Source organism: Cytobacillus firmus NBRC 15306, assembly GCF_001591465.1.
GTDB classification, from domain to species: Bacteria; Bacillota; Bacilli; order Bacillales; family Cytobacillaceae; genus Cytobacillus; species Cytobacillus firmus.
On sequence record NZ_BCUY01000037.1, the window covers coordinates 19,333 to 38,490 of the forward strand.

Here is a 19,158-nt window from a genome sequence, read left to right on the forward strand (position 1 = left end):
GATGGCAAAAGCAATTCTGCTGGTGATTGACAGCTTTGGCATCGGCGCAATGGAGGATTGCGGTGAGTTCAGCCCTTCTGACTGCAGGGCCAATACCTATAAGCATATCAGGGAATCGGCTGATTTTTTAGAAATACCAACTCTATATAGGCTTGGGCTGGGGGCGCTTGTGGATGGGAAGGAAGACCCTGCCAATGCTTACGGCTTCTCGGCATTGGCCCATCACGGGGCAGACACGTACCTCGGGCACCAGGAAATTGCCGGGAGCTGCCCGAAGCGCTCGAATAAAAGATTGATGAAAGATATTCATCCAGACCTGGCGCAGGCATTAACTGAAGCAGGCTATGGGGTTGAATATCCATGGAATGACCGGCCGGTGCTATTAGTAAATGGTGCCTGTGTCATCGGGGATAATCTTGAGTCCTCCCTGGGAAACATCATCAATTTAACCGCTGATTTTAATAAAATGCCTTTTCAGGAATTAAAGGAAGTCGGGAAAATTGTCCGCCAGAATGTAGACACCAGCCGGGTCATTGCGTTTGGAGGACCCTATACAACCATTGAACATATCCTGTCAGTTGTACATGAAAAAAATCCCGGCCAGTGGGGAGTGGATGCCCCGAAGGCAAAGGTGTACGGGAAAGGCTATGAAGTCTATCACATGGGCTACGGTGTAAACATAGACGGACAATTTCCGATGATCGCTGCCCGGCATGGCCTCAAAGTCCATCGGATTGGCAAAACGGCAGATGTTCTACATGGCGAAGGACCTGCAGAACCAATTGTCGATACTGAAAAAGTATTACAAGCTTTGGAGAATGGTTATTTAGAAGAAAAAGAGGATGCTGCGTTTCTGGTAAATGTACAGGAGACCGATTTGGCAGGCCATGCCGAAGATACAGAATGGTATGCGAGGCTGCTGAATACAACCGACCAGTGGCTCGCAGAATTCCTGCCCAAGATGGCAGAGGAGGATCTAATTATTATCATGGCTGACCATGGCAATGACCCGACCATCGGACACTCCAACCATACGAGAGAATACGTTCCAATACTCGCTGCGGGCAAGCGGATAAAACCGGTTAACATCGGAAAACGCAATTCGATGGCTGACGTTGGAGCGACATTCAGCGAGTTCTTCGGACTGCCTGCGACTGAGGAAGGCGAGAGTTTTTTGAAGATAATGATAGATTAAGATAAGGGACAAAGGGACAGGTACAGTGTCCCTCCCTAAAAACTGGGGGATAGCTTCAACATAAATAATATTTTAAAAATTTCTATCTCACAAAAAGCAGGTTTCTTCCAACATTTGTCGAAATTAGTACGCTAGAGATTTTTCCGCACTCCCCCATTTTTCTGCGATCAAAACTGCTCAGTAATAACATTTTCTCCATAAACATTTTTCACTAGTCAATATTATAGGAGGTTATGCTTTTGACTGTAAAAATTTCAAGCATTGGCCTGAAAGGGTTAGAAGGCTATCGGGTACAGGTAGAAGTGCAGATTTCACCCGGCCTGCCATCAATGGTCATTGTTGGCCTTCCTGATGTTTCTGTTAAAGAATCAAAAGAGCGTGTTCTTTCTGCCTTAAGAACCATGGATGCTAAAAGGCCAAACCAGAGAATTGTCATTAATCTATCACCGTCCGAACAAAAGAAAAACGGACCATTGTTCGATTTGGCAATGGCTATAGGTATTTTAAAAGAATATGGTGAAATAAAATCAGATATTTCACCTGATACTTTGTTTTTAGGGGCATTATCATTGGACGGTACGATCGAAAAAGTGGAAGGAATGCTGCCGGCTTTAATTTCGGCAGAGAAGTTAGGGTTTAAGAAAGTTTATCTTCCTCCCGACCCACTGATACCTGTTGATATGCTGGAAGGGCTGGAATGTACTATAGTTCATCATATTCATGACGTATTAACCTCTATAAGCGGACATTGTCTGGTGTCGCACTCCTCAGTGAAACCGCAAGCTAAATCTTCTTTTAACGGGTCACTTTACCAGAAAAATTTCTCCCAAATAATTGGCCATGAACATGCTAAGTACGCATTGGAAGTTGCAGCAGCAGGCGGTCATAATGTACTAATGAGCGGCCCTCCGGGTTGTGGAAAAAGCCTCCTCGCAGAAACCTTTCCTTCTATTCTCCCGCCATTATCGAAACAAAACATATTAGAAGTAATCAGTTTATATCAGCTTGCAAACGAGCAGCTTTTGAACCCCGAACATGCCCCATACCGTCATCCTCACCATTCTGCTTCTTCCGTTGCTATTATCGGAGGAGGATCTTATCCTAAACCCGGTGAAATTTCATTAGCTCATCATGGTGTCCTTTTCCTGGATGAAATGGCAGAGTTTACGAAAAAAACATTAGACATGCTTCGGCAGCCTCTCGAAACAGGTAAAGTGACGATTAGCCGTGTTCATTCTACTGTCACTTACCCGGCGTCTTTTATTCTCATTGGAGCCATGAACCCCTGTCCTTGCGGCTACCTTGGATCACCATCACATTACTGCACCTGTACCAAAAAACAAATTCGATCCTACATAAATCGGATTTCAGGTCCTGTTCTGGATCGTATGGATATTCTGCTTTCTCTAAATCCAGTAGATCTGGGGCTAAAGAATCGAGATACAGATTCTTCTGAAATTATTCGCAGTCGCGTTATTCGCGCCCGCGAGCTTCAAACTGAGAGGAATAAAGGGCCTACAAATGCAACTGTTCCGTTTGAAACACTTATTAGGACAAGTTTTCTAACAGAAAAACAGCGTAAGTTTATTAAGCAAATGTCAATGAATCACCAATGGAGTAATAGGGTAGAAATCAAAATTATCCGCCTGGCTCGAACTATATCAGACTTGGCTGGTGAGACCCGTATCACAGACGAGTCTATTTGGAAAGCTGTAAAGTTTAGAAGAAATTTTGAAGGAAAAGAAATCAAAGCAAAGACAAGCCTTGAAACGTGAAACGAGTTGAGTTTAATGCCTAGAGTGTCGAGGAAGAAAAGCAGCAGCGGTATCTATCATATTATGCTGAGAGGGATCAATCGGCAAACAATTTTTGAAGAAAAAGAGGATAGGCTAAAGTTTTTAGAGGTGCTGAGTAAATATAAGAACAAAGGAAATTTTCATCTTTACGGCTATTGTCTAATGGATAACCACATACACCTTCTTGTTAAAGAATCTGAAGAAGAAAGCATTTCAACGTCAATTAAAAGAATCAGCTCAAGCTATGTTTATTGGTACAACTTGAAATATGAACGATGCGGACATTTGTTTCAAGAGAGATTTAAAAGTGAAATCATAGATAGTCAAGCTGTCTTCTTAAAAGTTCTAAGATATATACACCAAAACCCCTTAAAAGCAGGTCTGACAAAAGACGTATTGAGAAGTCAGTGGACTAGCATAAGGGAGTATATTCATAAAGAAGAGATGGTAGATACTGCAATGGCTTTAAATCTTTTTTCATTGGATAGAAGGACAGCCATGAAAAGATTTATTGAACACTCCCGCCAGCGTAATGACGACCGGTGCTTAGATTTAAATAATAAAAAAAGATTGAGCGACGCAGAAATAATGGAACAAATCCGTAAAATTGGGCTCGAAAATACAAGTGTACTGCAGCAGATGGAAAAAGGAGACAGAGATATTTTCCTGTCAAAATTAAAGGAATTGGATGGTGTATCTTTAAGGCAGTTGTCGAGGATTACTGGGATTTCAAAAAGTGTTATTCATCGAGTGAGGCAGTGATCTAGATAACCCTCTTCATCTCTCCGATTAAGTTCTTATTAGAGAAATTTAATCCGGGACAAGGGACCTGTCCCTTTGTCCCTTACAGATCAATGGATATTTACTAGAACAGTCATTAAACAAATCGGCAGTCACAATTTTGCCTATTAACATGGGGCACCTTACCTGCACAAGCGGGAAAAGGTGCCTTATTTGGTTCTGCTGGAAAATTCATATGAAAATCTGGTAATTTATATTACAAAACTATTAAAACCTATTTTATTTGTAACAAAAAAAGAGTTTTACTGAAATCTATCTGTTATCTTCTGGTGTTAATATGTTTCTATCAAGGGACATAAAGGAGATATCATGAAGAAATTAGTAATCTATCTAATCACAACTGTTTTTCTATCGTTTGGATTTTCCAATGTCGCTTCAGCCGCAGGAAATACGTATACAGTAAAAAAGGGAGATACGCTTTGGGCAATCTCTAAAAAACATAACGTTACTGTACAGCAGATTAAATCATGGAATAAATTAACTTCAGATACAATTAAACCTAAGCAAGTACTAAAGGTTACTGGAGCTTCAGCAAAAGCTGCAGCACCTAAAAAGACAGCTGTAAAGGCTGCATCAACGAAAGCTTATAAAGAAATTAAAGTGAAGGCGACTGCCTATACTGCCAGCTGCAAGGGCTGCAGCGGCATTACCTATACAGGAATCAATCTGAAAAAGAACCCGAACGCCAAGGTTATTTCGGTGGATCCGAAGGTTATTCCACTGGGATCAAAGGTATATGTGCCTGGATATGGAGAGGCAATTGCGGGGGACAAAGGCTCTGCCGTAAGAGGAAACAAAATTGATGTCTTCATTCCAAATAAACAGCGTGCACTGCAGTGGGGAAGCAAGACAATTACGATTAAAGTATATAAATAATAGAGTGAGAGAATCTAGCAAAAAAGATATATGAATTAATTCATCATGATGTTGATAAAACAGCTAAAAGCCCCTCCGTCTGGAAGGGCTTTTGCTTTATCATTAAGGCTTATGGAGGCGGGCATTTGTCAAAATCCAGAACGAATAGGACTGCCAGCCCCCTTTTTTTACTCTTCTTTCACAATCCAGCCATTTTCCACACCTGCATGGAAATTACCGTCAGCATAGGCTGTGAATAACGTAATGACAGAAGGGTCTTCGGCTTTAGTCTGGTAAATTAACAGCTGTTCTTTTTCGGGAAGGTAGATATAATTTGCGTCTTCACTTGTATAGCGCTCCCCTGATAGCTTCTCCACTTCAGGGATGAAAACATCAGCAGGTGCTTCTGTGTGAACGGAGTCTGGCTGATTGTTGCTGTAAGAGACAAACAGCTTCTTATCTTCATAATCCTGAATCCATTCATAAAAACCTTCTTCATCCGGACCTTCATATGCAGGGTTTCCATGCATCTCTTTTACAGTCGATGGCGTGTCCCACATTGAAATGCCCCGCACTAAAAATTGACCGTTCTTAATCTCTAAAAGAGGCTGCTCTTTCAGGCTATCGGCCTTAATATAATCCCCATCCAGGTAGACTTGCGGCGTATGGCAGGCACCGTTTGCCGCTGTAACAGTAATGATGTTCCCGTTTCGCTCCATCGTACCGCCGCAGTCTTCTGAAAGTTCATTCGTATACGTAATGGTATTGCCGCTGATCATGCCCGTGCCCTCCATCACGTTTGCGTAGGAACTCCCATTTACTGGATTAATGACAGAGCCGCCAAGATGGTAGCGGATGGTTTCTTCGTCCACTTTTTCGATCTTAAGGTTTCCAAGGTTGTCATCGCTCAGGAATACCCATTCTCCAGACCAGTCGAAAGCTTCTTCTGTTTCTTCCTGTTCCTGCTGAGGGTTCTCTTCTGATTGCTGAGCACTTGCTAAGCTCTTTTCAGTATTTGCCAGTATCTCTTTTTTTGCAGGATCGGCTGCCGGCTTGCTTTCACAGCCTGCTAAAATAGCAAGAAATGATAAAAATATTAAAACAAATTTCCCCATAGTCTGGATGCTCCTCTATTAAAATACGAATATAGTCGTAATTACCTAAAGATATTATACTATAGTAAATGGTAAATAATACATTTTAAAAACACTAAAAATTTTTGGCTCTTTTTCCGCTGCTCATTCGTTTAGAAGACAAAGGGGAGATGAATGTGAAGACAAAGGAATGTCCGCGCTGCGGAAGTGCGCTTATAGAAGATGCATGGGAAAGCCTGGAAGAGACAGAAGATGGCGGAGTGATTCTTGATGGATTTCCCGCATATGTGTGCCGCGGGAAGTGTGGCTATGTGAAGAGGATTGAAGACATACCCGCAGTAATTGCACGGCAGGGGGACGATCGGCTTTTATTGCTTTACCCTAATGAACAAGGCAGAATTTTAGATATAGGAGAGTCTATCATTTGGCCGCCAATGCACTATCAATCTATCCTTGGAAGAGGATATTGGGAGGATTATATGGGAAATCACGATGTAGAGATGCTGCTTGAAAATGCCCGTGACAGCCGGGCAGCGTTTAAGGATGTGCCGAATATATTTGATTATGCCACCAGTGAGCTTTCACAGGATGCTTTTTTGTGCTGGCTTATGGCCTGGAGTGAATCGCCATATCGCTCACTGGACTGTTCCTTATATGAAGCTGCCAATCAGTTTTTGGCGGCTATTTTTAATTTGCATGGGCTGACAGCTCCGGTGATTGATTCGATAGAGATCAAACGCCAGTTTAAATCTCTCGACATTTTGACGATCGTTAATGATACATACGCTATTTTAATAGAGGATAAAACATTTTCGAAAAACCATTCCGATCAGCTTAATCGGTACCGTAAGTCGGTTGAGAGCGAATATCCTCATCTGATCCAATTGCCGATCTATTATAAAATTGCTGACCAAAGCCATTATCGATCCATTGATCAAGCAGGCTATAAACCATTCAAACGGACCATGATGCTGAAGATTCTGCAGGAGGGGAAAGAAAATGGTGTGCAAAATCCGCTATTTCTTGATTATCTGAACCATCTGCAAAAGATAGAAGACAGTGTGGCATCTTTTAAAACAAAGGCTTTAGCAGAATGGGACCATTATGCCTGGCAGGGATTTTATCAGGAACTGCAAAAAGAAATTAACGGAGATTGGGGCTATGTTTCAAATCCGGCTGGCGGGTTTTGGGCATTCTGGTGGGCATCTGCAGCCAATAAACCGTATTTCCTGCAGCTCGAACAGCAGCGCCTTTGCGTTAAAATTAGCCCTGAAGAAGGCGAAGATAAGCGCAGTGTCCGAAAAGAGGCCATGAAAGCGATTCTTCTTGAATCTGATAAACACGGCCTTAATCTGCATAAGCCTGCAAGAACGCGGGTTGGAAAGGTTATGACGATTGCACAGCGGCTGGATTACATTCAATTGAATAGTGACGGCACTGTTGATTCGAAACGAACCATTGACCTATTAAAGAGATATTAACATGTCCAAGTTTGGCAGAATCTCCTTTGATGGAGGTTCTCTTTTTTTTGGAGGAAACTGAATTTGTGAACGCTGCAAATAGCAGGTGGAAACTTGCAAATAGAACAGCAAATTTGCAAAAAGAACCAAAGATCCTGCAAATAGACGCCGAACTTCTGCAAATAGACCCATCAATTCACAAAAAGAGAATCTCTCTCCCCGCGCCATTCCATAATAAAAAGCCCATCCCTATCCAGGAATTGGTCAGATCTACTTAAGTAAACAAACAAATTCATCAACGGGCAGCTGTTCCTTAAAAATATGGAGTCTGAGCAAAGTTCATAGTGAATAGGTCTAATAGAATGGTGTTCCGTTCGCTTAAAGGTCTTTATACCTTATTATAAAATATGATTATTTTCCCGTTTTTACTTATTTACTCAATTTTTACAAATATCAGATTGTACGCTAAAAAGAAGAGTGATTTACTAGAATGGTAGTGTGCGTAAACGCTTTAAAATAAGGAAATAGGAGAGGATCGCATGATAGAAAAGCAGCGCATAAAGTTCATCAGCTTTATGAGTATCTTTGCATTAATTCTTAGTCTATTCAGTCCCTTTGCCGCGGCGAGTGCAGAAGAAGTGAAGTCTGTGGCAGAAGCGATTGCGGATAATAACGGAACAGCAACGGTTGAAGGATATATTGTGGGAACGATCGCAAATGGACCGAAATATACCCATACTGGCCCATTTTCTGTGAATACAAATTTGGCCATTGCCGATTCCCCAAGTGAAACAGACCCCAGTAAAATACTGCCGGTTCAATTGCCGAATAATTCCATCAGGACAGAGCTGAATTTAAAGGACAACCCCGATCACCTCAGGAAAAAGATCCAAATTACAGGCTCTCTTGAAGCGTACTTTTCTGTTCCTGGTTTAAAAAGTCCAACAGCTTACACATTTGTAGAAGATACAGGTGCACCACAGGTTTCAGCGGTTACAGCTACCCCTGAGGAGGGCCCTGTTAAAGCTGGAACAGCAGTAGAACTATCGACCTCCACTGATGGCGCTGTAATCCATTATACAGTTGATGGGTCAGAACCGACTGCTGAAAGCACCATATATTCCGATCCGATCATTATTAATGAAGAGACAACGATTAAAGCGGTAGCGGTCAAAGTCGGCTTAACAGACAGCAAGGTATCTGTATTTCAGTACATGATTGGGCTGGAAGATTTGCGCATTCATGATATTCAAGGTGCAGGCCAATATTCCCAATATGCGAACCAGCAGGTTTCTGATGTTGAAGGAATTGTCACTAAGGTAGTGGATAACAGCAATTTCTACATACAAGATCAGCAGCCGGATGATGATGAAAATACATCTGAAGGAATCTTGGTTTATAAAAAAGGCCACGGTGTAACGGCTGGGGATCTGGTATCCGCTTCAGGCCAGGTTAAAGAGTGGGTGCTTGATGGCTATTCAGACAAGCTGAAAACAGACCTTCCTGTGACAGAAATCAATGCGGCATCAATCGAGATCATTGCTTCCGGTCAGGAACTTCCTGCTCCGGTGGTTATTAACAAAGAAAATCTTCCGACTGAAATTATCGATAATGATGAATTAACAGAATTTTATCCAGAGCAGGATGGAATCGATTTTTACGAAAGCCTGGAAGGCATGCTGGTTCAAGTGGACAACGCTAAAGTAGTTGCCCCGCAAAAATACGGCGAGCTTGTAGTTATTCCTGGAGATGTGGATACGAACACAACGGCAGGCGGACTGCGCATTTCAGAAAACGATTTTAATCCGGAGAGAATCACGCTTGATATTAACGATGAAGATTTTGTTGCCAAAATGGGTGACAGCTTCAAAGGCAGCATCCAGGGTGTTGTCAGCTACGGCTTCAGTAACTATAAAGTATTAAGTGATGCAGACTCACTACCGGAATTCGTGGAAGGCTCTGCGACAAGAGAAGAAACAAGCCTTGTCCCGGAAGAGGATCAACTAACGATCGCTTCTTATAATGTTGAAAACTTCTCAACAAAAACAGATACGGAAAAGGTTACGAGATTAGCAGAGGCAATCACAGATAAAATGAAGCAGCCGGATATCATTGGCCTGACTGAAGTTCAGGATAACGACGGACCAACTGATAGCGGCACAACAGCAGCAGATCAAAGTGCAGCATTATTAATTGAAAAAATTAAAGAACTTGGCGGGCCAGCCTATACTTACACAGACATTGCACCGGAAGATAAACAAGATGGCGGCCAGCCTGGAGGAAACATCCGTGTCGGCTTCCTTTATAACGCTGAAAGAGTAACACTAACCCAAGGCGAAAAAGGATCTGCGACAGATGCGGTTGATTTCGAAAACGGCAAACTGACGCTAAACCCAGGGCGTATTGACCCAGCAAACGAAGCCTTTGAAGATAGCCGCAAAGCATTGGCAGCCCAGTTCGAATTCCAGGGCGAAAGCGTTATTGTCGTAGCTAACCATTTTAACTCGAAAGGCGGAGACCTTCCGTTATTCGGAAAAGAGCAACCACCAGTCTTAAACAGTGAAATCCAGCGCATGAAAATCGCTAACGTTGTGAACGGTTTTGTAAAGGATATCAAAGCAGAAGACCCTGATGCCAATATTGTCCTGCTTGGCGACTTTAACGATTTTGAGTTCTCCAATCCTTTACAGGCACTAAAGGGCGAAGAACTGACTAATATGATTGAAAAAGTTCCGGCAGAAGAGCGATACACCTATACGTACCAGGGAAATGCACAGGTGCTCGATCATATTTTAGTATCCAACAACCTGGCAAAGAAAACAGAAGTAGATATTCTTCATATTAACTCGGGCTTCATGGAAGAGCACGGCCGTGCAAGTGACCATGACCCTGTCCTGATTCAGACAAGCTTAAAGCCGGCAGCAAAACCGGAAGAGCCTAAATATGATCATGTTTTCAATCTGGTAAACTACCATGCGAAGAAATTCGTAGTAGGACCACATAATGCATTAGTTATGATGGATGGCACCTCCAGCCTCACGCAGGGTCTATGGCTGAAGAAATCAGCTGCCGTTAAAGGCGAAGGCCTGAAACATACAAAAGTGGTCATCAGCTCCGCCAACAAAGGGGCAGTTGTGGATCTAACAGGATCAGAAATTAAAGAAGTCATGATCGAAAGTGACAAAGTCGTCGAAATCCGCGGTGCTGAAAATGTGCAGAAATGGACACTTGGGAAAAAAGCGGATCCATCTCACATCATTTTCAAAAATTCGGATGGGGAGTTAATGGAGTCTCCTTATGAGGAAGAGGAAGCGGCATAACAGTTGAAGCCGGAGTGCAGAACTCTGGCTTTCAACCCCTTTGAGTAAAAATTGAAAGGAGCATTTTTTATGAAATTACCCATTAAAGTATTATCTGCAGCAGCCTTATCAGCAGCATTAACCATCTCGGCAGCCGTTCCGGCAGGCCTGGTTTCAGCAAATGAGACTTCAGCTTCAGATTTCACGCTTTCGTTAATGCATACCAATGACTCGCACGCAAATATGGACAGCGCCGCAAAGAAAGTGACGGCGGTAAAGGAAGTAAGAGAAGCAAAGCCGGATGCCCTGCTAGTTGATGCAGGAGATGTTTTTTCCGGAACTTTATATTTTAATAAATTCCTTGGACAAGCAGACCTTGAATTTATGAATCTCATGGGCTATGACATTATGACTTTCGGAAATCATGAGTTCGACTTAGGTTCAAGTGCGGAAGGACATAAAGCACTGGCTGACTTTGTAAAAGGTGCACAATTCCCATTTGTCAGTTCAAACGTAGATTTTTCTGAGGATGCCAACCTGCAGGGATTGTTCAGTGATCTTATATCGAGCGAACCTGCTGATGGAAAAATATATAATGGCATCATTAAAGAAGTTAATGGAGAGAAAGTAGGATTCTTTGGATTAACTACAGCTGAAACAGCCAGCATTTCCAGTCCGGGTAATGTTGCATTTGAAGATTATCTTGAAGAAGCAGAAAAAGCAGTAAAAGCTTTCGAGGGCATGGGTATTAATAAAATAGTGGCTATAACTCATATTGGCTATGATGATAACCCAGATGTGGATAATGATTTAAACCTGGCTGCTCAAGTAGATGGAATTGATGTGATTGTAGGCGGACACAGCCATACGCAATTAAATGCTCCAGTGGTTGTGGCAGCTGACGAAATAGGAGCGGCAAAGGATCCTACTGTTATCGTACAAGCCGGCCAGTACAATAATTACCTCGGAACGCTGGATGTACAATTTGACGAGGCAGGAAAAGTAGTCGGGCATGCTGGAGAGCTTATTAAAATAGCAGATAAAGCAGAGGACCCTGAGGCAGCGGTGCTGCTTGAAAAGTACTCCTCACAGATAGAAGAATTAAAGAACACGGAAATTGGAGCAGAAACGCTGGCTGCCCTTGAGAATCCGCGGACAAGCGGAGACAGCACAGAGCCAAGTGTACGGAAAAATGAAACAGCGCTGGGCAACCTGATTACAGACGGCATGCTGGCAAAAGCAAAGGAGTATAACAGCAATGTCATCATGGCTCTCCAAAATGGAGGCGGCATTCGTGCAGGAATTGACGCAGGGCCAATCACAGTTGGCGAAGTAATCACTGTTCTTCCATTTGGCAATACATTAGCCACTATGGAGGTAACGGGAGCTGAATTAAAAGAGGCCTTTGAAATCAGCGTAGGACAATATCCTGCAGAAAATGGCGGCTTCCTGCACGTGTCCGGTGCAAAAGTAAAATTCGATTCCACTAAACCTGCCGGCGAGCGGATTGTTTCGATTGAATATAAAAATGAACAGGGCACTTACACTGAAATCCAGGACAATCAAACCTACACAATCGCTACGAATGCTTTTACAGCTAAAGGTGGAGATGGATATACAGTCTTCGCAAAAGCTTACCAGGAGGGCAGAGTAACAGATCTTGGACTTTCTGATTGGGAAAACTTCGCAGATCACCTATCCAGCCTGGGCACCATCAAACCGGCGGTGGAAGGGCGTATCATAGACGTTGACAGCCTTCCTCCAGTAACAGAGCTGGATTTTGAAAAGGAATATAATCTTACTGATGATAAAAAGAAGAAACTGGTAGTGAACAAAGTTTCCTTTATTAATGTAGAAAAATCCGCAGAAATCAAAAATGGCATCTGGCTCAAAAATTCTGCTGTACTGCAGGGTGATGGCCTTAAAAATGTGAGTGTCCGTGTAACACCTAAGAAAGAGCCGATCATCGTAGACTTTAGCGGTGCAGAAGTGAAAGAGGTCATTATTGAGAAAAGTGATTTAGTGGAGCTTCGAGGAGCAGAGAATATTAAAAAGCTTACTATTAAATAAGCATTAATTTGAATGTATACTATCTGCCGGCCCTGTGGGCCGGTATTTTTACTGTTGTATAATAATTGTGAAAAGCATGAGGACGGCTGAACCGTCCCCATGTTCTAAAGAAATTGTCACATTTATCTTAAGGAATTTGTTATATACTATTAAAAGAGGAGGTGTGAACAATGAACGAATCAAAAATGGAAAGTATGCTTGCCCAATTAATAAAAATGGTTGGCAGTCTTCAATCTGATATGCAGGAAATGAAAAAAGAACAGCAAGAGATGAAAAAAGAACAACAGGAAATGAAAAAAGAACAACAGGAAATGAAAAAAGAACAACTAGAAATGAAAATAGAGCAGCAAGGAATGAAGTACACCCAGCAGAGTATGCAGGGGGAACTCAAAGAGGTTCAAAACAAGCTAAAGGAACTGGAAACTAAAAGTGATCAGCGTCATCATGAGATCTTAGAGCACTTTAAAATCCTTGAAAGAGACCAGGATTTTATATGGGAGAAAACCGCAAGAAATGAAAGAGATATCGGCAATATCAAAAGACAGCTTAGTTGAGAAATTAAACTCCTTTGAAATGAAAAACCCAACGTGTAATTTAACAGATCATTTACACGGCAAAGTTTATATTTTCCCCTCTTTTTATCTTCTTTGGTTAATGCTCTCTTATAACTTGGTTGCTAAACACCCCACAAACAATTTCAAACATAAGGTAAAGCACTGTAGATGCCAGCATCTAGAGTGTTTTTCTTTGTTTAAGAAATATTGAAAATGACTGAAAGAAGAGAGCCATCCCCCTGGTTCTCAGAGCTACTCCTGAATTTTCTTTAGCAAAGTCTTGCTCCGAATTTTATAACATGTAAGGGGAACGTATATATAGTGGGCTGTGCATTCGTATGTTACATTATATTTATAGATTTACATTGAATGCTGATCCTATTGAAGCAAATGTGGAGATTAGACTCAGCAGATGTGCTCTTTATTAAATTATGCCAAGCCAATGCCATAGTGATGCAGCTTTTATGGAATATGGGAGGAACAAGGATGTCTGCTATAAAGTTTATAAATCTTGATGGAGAAGAAATATATGTGTTTAACAGTGCCATCTATATTTTTGAATCGTCATCCGGAAGTACACTGGAAGTAGACATGATTGTTAGCGAAGTTACTCTAAGAAAATATCAGGACAGGGACAGTCTGATCACAGAAGTTGAATTGGAGGACGGCAGGCAGATAAGCTCCTTTATGTTTCTAAAGGCTGTGCCAGGGAAGCTGCCCCGGCTGAGCTTATTTTGCGAAATAGATCCGGAAGAGTCTTATGAAGGGCTCTTAAGAATAAGAGAGGATGCTCCGGATTTTCCCGATATTGAAGCTGGCATTACCCTGGAAGAGATTCGAAAAGTCGAGATGCCAAATGAAAAAATCACACTTAAATTAAATCTGCCCATTAATCAGGTGGAATGGCTGAAGGAGCAGAAAAATAAGGAACTGAATGAGTTTATTAGAGAGCTGTTAGGGGAGCATCTGGAAAAAGCAGAATAATTCAATCCAAAGTTTCTGTATGGGACACGTACCAGCGGCTGCATAAAGAGCAGGGTTTGGGCTGTATGGTGGTGAACTTGCAAATAGAGTTATTAAACCTGCAAATAAATCAATCAAATTGCAAATAGCCGCCTGAAACCTGCAAATAGACCAATCAAATTGCAAATAGACAATTAAATTCTGCAAATAGACTATCAAATTCCGCAAATTGATTCCTATATAAAAGGAAAACCGAGCCGCCACTCAGCTCGGTTTATTAAATCCTATTAATTTATCGTCCCGCGATCCACCTGTTCATACAATATCCCCATATTACCCTTCACTTTTTTCGAAACCTCACATAATGCCTCAATCGCTTCAGCTTTGTGATTCCCAAGCTGATACACCACATCATCAAACAGCATTTCCATTTCTCTTAAAATAGCAATAGATGCAAGGTTATAGAGGTGGACATTATAGTAACCGCTGTTATTGAATAATGCGGTTTCGACATAAGGCCTGAAATTCTCCAATAGAGTAGGGTACTCCGCCATTAATCGGTCTAAACCTTTTCTGATGCCTTCAATCGTGCCGGCAAACTCATCCAAAGGCTCCAGCGCGTTATTGACGCTGTTTCGGATTTTATCGTCAAAGTCCGAAAACAGGCCGAATAACTTGCCGGGGATGGTGTAGTCCAAGGCGAATTTGGTTGCGCCTTTGATAGTGCTCGACAGGAGTTCAAGTGCATTTTCAATGTTCAGGGTAATCACCCAGCCCTTATGCAATATAGGCATGAGAAGTGCCTGGGTTGAGGCAGTGAAGGCAGAATAAGACGTATCCATCTGGAATTCCTTAATCTTCATCCTCAGCTCCATATATGGGGAATCTTCCAGCTTATACGTGTACGTTCCCTGCACGGATATAGAATTGGAATGGGTGGATTTGCTTCTAATCGACTGTCCAAGGGAATGGTCCCGGTCATGAAAGTTCGAGGCAACATCTTGAACTTGTTTCTGATATTCCCCGATATGCGAAAGAAGCTTATCCCTGTTATTGTTCACGATCCCATAATGGGCTTTTAACTCACTGACTACAGCATCATACCAGAGTTCCTTCCCGCCCTCAAACAGCTCCGGAATTTTATTGGAGATGATTCGGATAAGGCTTTTGGAAAGGTCCTGAACATCTGCTTTCAAATCATACAAAAAGCCGCGGCTTTCATTAAAGATGCCTTCCACATTGACGTTCGTCCGGAAAATATGTTCAAGCAGCTCAGCAGGCGGGGAATTCAGTATATAGTTCAGAGATTTAGCATGACTTTCCGCCACATTTAACAAAGATACCAAATGATCAATTTCGGCCGTTAATCGATTGCTGATGGAGGTAATCCCCATAAACAGAGGCTCACTGATCAGATTTTCAAACATCTCTTCGAAAATCTTCTGCAGGCGGCTAAGCCGTTCATAATAACGGCTGGCTTCATCATCTACAATGGCAACCGAATTGCCGAGGTAGTTGTGAGCAAGGTTCAGTCTCTCCATCACATGGCTTTGGAGGGATGAAGCAAGCAGATCCAGGTTTTCCTTGTTAATCTCAATGCGTTCTGAGCGCCCGCCATATAGTGGTACTCCCGTCCAGATGCTGGATACGATATGGGCGTCTGCATCTACATAGATTTTGCCATAGCCTGGCTTGCCGACTTCACCAATAACATAATATTGACGGCCATCTTTCTCTCTCAGATAACCTGTATGGTTGGTTCCCAATTTCGTAAATCCAGGAATGCCGTTAAAGATTTCATACTGTTTTCCTGGAATCCTGCCATGCAGATCCAATGCAATCAAAGTCTGAGTCAGCACATCGTAGCTGCTGAAGTAATTTGTGATGTTGTCATAGGTTTTATCAGGGGCCATCATTCCCTCGGGAAGGAGAGCAGGGTTCAGTGTTACGGCCTTAACCTCTGGATTTTCAATGGCTACTGCACCGACCAGGCCGCCTCCGAGAGAATTTCCTGCGATTGATTGGACGCCGCCAACCTGGTTAAACTTTTGGTTCATTTCAGTATAATAACTTCTTGCTGCGCTCAGCTGGGCAGGAGTAAGGTCACTTAAAAGCTGTGCATCTGTCAGAATATCCTTCTTGCCATATTTTCCGCTTCCATCAGTGCCGACATAAATAATGGATATTTGCTCTGTCTCCATATTTACGACTGTCATTGCATCAAGTCCAGTTGGGTCTTCATAACGGGTATCGATAACTGTATAGTCTGTATTATTTACCTGCAGAACTGATTCAAATAGCGGATAGGTATAGGCATGAAGGCCGGCCAGTTCCACTAAATCTTTATCATTAGTTGCTGCTATATCCGTATTAATAGTTGGTGAACCCTTTAGGTTATCCATATATTCACCTGCTTTAGTCCTTAATAATGTAATCCGGGAATCCGCGTTTTAAAGAGTTTTCTTTAGAACCTTCCGAACTCTGTTTATCAATGAAGTTATCATTGAGAGAGAAGCTGTAGGTGCCCTTAGGTATTGAGTTCATTTCTTCCAGTTCTTCCGTAACTTGATTGAATATCTCTTCACTTGGCTCTGCCTGCTTGTCAGCCATGAATAACTGAATATTGATTTTGAAGTTTTCAGGATTAAACGAGCCTTCTTCATAGGCAGTCCTCAAATTTTTCGCACTTTCCTCAGGATTACTAATATAAAGGTCATAGACTGGTTTAATAGCCTCTTCTTTACTTGTTAATGCTAAAAAATAATAGGGAGTCATATATCCATGTCCGCCCACATTTTGGAGGGCATCCTTTGTTTTTCCGGTCACCTGACCTTCTGCTGCAAGAGTCTCAAGATATTCGTCGAGCTGCTTGAACTCTTCATTAAAGATCATGTGATACAACCCGCCTTTAATGGCATTCTCCACCTGGAATTCGTCCGCCCATATCTTTTCCGTCATTACTTTCTTTTCCAGTTCATCTATTGGTACTACAGCATAGGTGTAGAAATGCGGCTCACCTTTTGATTCCACAAACACAGTAGCCCCATCCTTAGCTCCAACCACATTATGCACCGTTACATCGGTCTTATATTTCTCCTTAAAAAAATTGATGGCAGCTTCCTCTATCTGAGCAAGATGATCATCAGCGATTTTATCCGTTTCTTTTCCATATGGAAGGGCATAGCCTTCCCCGGTATAATCCTGGACACTTACCATTGTTTCTCCAGAGGCGGCAGCCTGTGTTTCTTTTGCTTTTTCACTGTCTTGATTGTTATTCGTACTATTCATACCAGAACATCCTCCAAGCATTAATGATATTCCAACACTGCAGAGTAAAATTTTTGTTTTCTTGTGCATTATTTACATGTCCTCCCTAAAGGAATATGCCATTCAGAGTATACCCCCTATTTTAGCCGATGAAGTTATATTTTTACAGTTTTAACGTGGAAAATTACACTTTTTAGGTAAAAATAGGTAAATAGTTAGAGAGGGGGTAGGGAGTATTGTACTAAAATTATGTTGCTCAAACTGTTTCTAATTTTAAGAACATAAAAAAGAGCGAGTACAGTTTGTGGATGAAATTAAGCTTCCTCTTGCAAGCTTGAACAATTATGAAAGAACGAATCCTGGAAATGCCGGATTCTGCCACCAGGTGGAATGTTTAAAGAGTCGTTGGAGGTAAGCTTGGAAAAAAGGTGGCCGAAAAAATCTAATCAAACGTTTGATTGAACTTTTGTATAGTAAAGAGAAGGGGACATGCAAATAGAATTATGGAATCTGCAAATAGTTGCGGGGATTTACAAATAGAATAATTGATTTGCAAATAGCCGCTGAAAACCTGCAAATAGAATAATCAAATTGCAAATAGGAGCCGGAAGCCTGCAAATAGAACAAAGAGATTGCAAATAGGAACTGGAAACCTGCAAATAGCCAATGAGGTTGCAAATAGGAACCGGAAACCTGCAAATAGAACAAAGAGATTGCAAATAGGAGCCGGAAACCTGCAAATAGAACAATCAAATGCAAATAGACTATTAAATGCCGCCGCAAATTATTCACTATATAATAGGAAAACCGAGCTGCCACTCAAATCGGTTTAATTGACTTCCTAATTAATAACCACATGCCAATGGATGCAATGTTTATCATTATCTTCCAAGATATCTTTAGCAACCTTTAATAATCTTTTATAATATAGTCAGGGAAAGACCGTTCCAAAGAGTTATCCTTTGTCCCATCTGCGCTCTGTTTATCAATGAGGTTATCATTAAGAAAAACACTGTAAGAACCTTTAGGAATTGAATTCATCTCTTCTAGTTCTTTCACGACTCTATTAAATATTTCCTTGTTTGGTTCTGCTTCTTCGTCAGCCATGAAATATTGAATATTTATATAGAAATTCTCGGGATCAAATTGGGTTTTATCATATGCATTCCGTAAATTTTCAATACTTTCATGAGGGTTATTTTTATAAAGGTCATAGACATGCTTTATAGCCAACTCTTCACTAGTCATGGAAATAAAGTAATAGGGTGTCATAAAACCTTGTCCGCCAACATTTTGGAGGGCCACTTTTGTTTTACCTGTTACTTGCCCATCAGCCGCTACTGACTCTAGGTAGTTATCGAGCTTACTGAACTCTTCTTTGAAAATCATGTGGTACAATCCGCCTTTAATGGCGTTTTCCACTTGAAATTCATCCGCCCAGACTTTTTCTGTCATTACTTTATTTTCTTTTTCATCGATTGGTACTACAGCATAGGTATAGAAATGCGGTTCACCTTCGGATTCCACAAAGATAGTTGCTCCATCTTGAGCACCGACTACATTATGTACTTTTACATTGATTTTGTAGTTTTCCTGAAAAAGTTTTATTCCAGCATCCACGATCTGATCCAGGTTTGCTTCGGCGATTTTATCAGTGGTGTTACCATATGGCAATGCGTAGCCTTCTCCATTATATTTTTGTACGCTCTCCATTGAGTCATCGAGGGCAGTCTGTGTTTCTTTTGCTTTTTCACTTTCGCCAGAACACCCTCCAAGCAGCAATGAAATTCCAACAATGCAGAGT

At 41.7% G+C, this 19,158-nt stretch carries 14 protein-coding genes; 10 read left to right on the top strand and 4 right to left on the bottom strand.

Annotated elements, in window-relative coordinates; translation table 11 throughout:
* The first annotated feature begins 1 nt into the window (after nt 1).
* From BFI01S_RS11980 to BFI01S_RS11995, 4 genes are all read left to right on the top strand, one after another.
* Complete coding sequence (locus tag BFI01S_RS11980) at nt 2–1,195, top strand: phosphopentomutase (protein ID WP_061792832.1); 1,194 nt, start codon at nt 2–4, stop codon at nt 1,193–1,195.
* 239 nt (nt 1,196–1,434) lie between these two features.
* A complete protein-coding gene (locus BFI01S_RS11985; RefSeq protein ID WP_061792833.1) occupies nt 1,435–2,970 on the top strand; it encodes a YifB family Mg chelatase-like AAA ATPase in 1,536 nt (511 codons plus the stop codon).
* A gap of 15 nt (nt 2,971–2,985) precedes the next feature.
* The gene (locus BFI01S_RS11990; protein WP_061792834.1) at nt 2,986–3,753 is read left to right on the top strand and encodes a transposase; all 768 of its coding nucleotides are present in this window, start codon (nt 2,986–2,988) and stop codon (nt 3,751–3,753) included.
* A gap of 348 nt (nt 3,754–4,101) precedes the next feature.
* Nucleotides 4,102–4,668 carry a LysM peptidoglycan-binding domain-containing protein gene (locus tag BFI01S_RS11995; protein ID WP_061792835.1) on the top strand — a complete coding sequence of 189 codons (567 nt, stop codon included), beginning with the start codon at nt 4,102–4,104 and terminating at the stop codon, nt 4,666–4,668.
* 167 nt (nt 4,669–4,835) lie between these two features.
* Here the strand turns inward: BFI01S_RS11995 and BFI01S_RS12000 are convergent, their stop codons facing one another.
* A complete protein-coding gene (locus tag BFI01S_RS12000; protein ID WP_061792836.1) occupies nt 4,836–5,762 on the bottom strand; it encodes a hypothetical protein in 927 nt (308 codons plus the stop codon).
* A gap of 155 nt (nt 5,763–5,917) precedes the next feature.
* Between BFI01S_RS12000 and BFI01S_RS12005 the strand changes: the two genes are divergently transcribed.
* From BFI01S_RS12005 to BFI01S_RS12030, 6 genes are all read left to right on the top strand, one after another.
* On the top strand, nt 5,918–7,222 hold the full coding sequence (locus BFI01S_RS12005) for a PD-(D/E)XK nuclease family protein (protein ID WP_061792837.1): 1,305 nt from the start codon (nt 5,918–5,920) through the stop codon (nt 7,220–7,222).
* A 47-nt stretch (nt 7,223–7,269) separates the two neighbouring features.
* Nucleotides 7,270–7,479: a hypothetical protein gene (locus BFI01S_RS23755; protein WP_061792838.1), complete on the top strand. Its 210-nt coding sequence runs from the start codon at nt 7,270–7,272 to the stop codon at nt 7,477–7,479.
* A gap of 261 nt (nt 7,480–7,740) precedes the next feature.
* Nucleotides 7,741–10,521, top strand: coding sequence for a DUF8508 domain-containing protein (locus BFI01S_RS12015; RefSeq protein ID WP_061792839.1), 2,781 nt, complete (start codon nt 7,741–7,743; stop codon nt 10,519–10,521).
* 69 nt (nt 10,522–10,590) lie between these two features.
* Nucleotides 10,591–12,570 (top strand): bifunctional metallophosphatase/5'-nucleotidase, encoded by a 1,980-nt coding sequence (locus BFI01S_RS12020; protein ID WP_061792840.1) that lies wholly within the window; start codon nt 10,591–10,593, stop codon nt 12,568–12,570.
* A 170-nt stretch (nt 12,571–12,740) separates the two neighbouring features.
* Nucleotides 12,741–13,124, top strand: a complete 384-nt coding sequence (locus BFI01S_RS12025; protein WP_061792841.1) for an EMC3/TMCO1 family protein — start codon at nt 12,741–12,743, stop codon at nt 13,122–13,124.
* 486 nt (nt 13,125–13,610) lie between these two features.
* Nucleotides 13,611–14,108 (top strand): hypothetical protein, encoded by a 498-nt coding sequence (locus BFI01S_RS12030; protein ID WP_061792842.1) that lies wholly within the window; start codon nt 13,611–13,613, stop codon nt 14,106–14,108.
* Between the two features lie 266 nt (nt 14,109–14,374).
* Here BFI01S_RS12030 and BFI01S_RS12035 read toward each other — a convergent pair whose 3' ends face one another.
* The 3 genes from BFI01S_RS12035 to BFI01S_RS12050 form a co-directional block, all read right to left on the bottom strand.
* Nucleotides 14,375–16,489, bottom strand: coding sequence for an SA1320 family protein (locus BFI01S_RS12035; protein WP_061792843.1), 2,115 nt, complete (start codon nt 16,487–16,489; stop codon nt 14,375–14,377).
* A gap of 13 nt (nt 16,490–16,502) precedes the next feature.
* Nucleotides 16,503–17,375, bottom strand: a complete 873-nt coding sequence (locus BFI01S_RS12040) for a DUF1672 family protein (protein WP_235831165.1) — start codon at nt 17,373–17,375, stop codon at nt 16,503–16,505.
* Nucleotides 17,376–18,263: 888 nt separating this feature from the next.
* The coding region (locus BFI01S_RS12050) for a DUF1672 family protein (protein ID WP_082804519.1) at nt 18,264–19,158 on the bottom strand (895 nt) is incomplete at its 5' end.

Bases quoted from the DNA above. Each gene is read 5' to 3' on its own strand.
- BFI01S_RS11980 (WP_061792832.1), top strand. From the start codon at position 2: ATGGCAAAAGCAATTCTGCTGGTGATTGACAGCTTTGGCATCGGCGCA.
- BFI01S_RS11990 (WP_061792834.1), top strand. From the start codon at position 2,986: ATGCCTAGAGTGTCGAGGAAGAAAAGCAGCAGCGGTATCTATCATATT.
- BFI01S_RS11995 (WP_061792835.1), top strand. From the start codon at position 4,102: ATGAAGAAATTAGTAATCTATCTAATCACAACTGTTTTTCTATCGTTT.
- BFI01S_RS12000 (WP_061792836.1), bottom strand. From the start codon at position 5,762: ATGGGGAAATTTGTTTTAATATTTTTATCATTTCTTGCTATTTTAGCA.
- BFI01S_RS12015 (WP_061792839.1), top strand. From the start codon at position 7,741: ATGATAGAAAAGCAGCGCATAAAGTTCATCAGCTTTATGAGTATCTTT.
- BFI01S_RS12020 (WP_061792840.1), top strand. From the start codon at position 10,591: ATGAAATTACCCATTAAAGTATTATCTGCAGCAGCCTTATCAGCAGCA.
- BFI01S_RS12025 (WP_061792841.1), top strand. From the start codon at position 12,741: ATGAACGAATCAAAAATGGAAAGTATGCTTGCCCAATTAATAAAAATG.
- BFI01S_RS12030 (WP_061792842.1), top strand. From the start codon at position 13,611: ATGTCTGCTATAAAGTTTATAAATCTTGATGGAGAAGAAATATATGTG.
- BFI01S_RS12035 (WP_061792843.1), bottom strand. From the start codon at position 16,489: ATGGATAACCTAAAGGGTTCACCAACTATTAATACGGATATAGCAGCA.
- BFI01S_RS12040 (WP_235831165.1), bottom strand. From the start codon at position 17,375: ATGAATAGTACGAATAACAATCAAGACAGTGAAAAAGCAAAAGAAACA.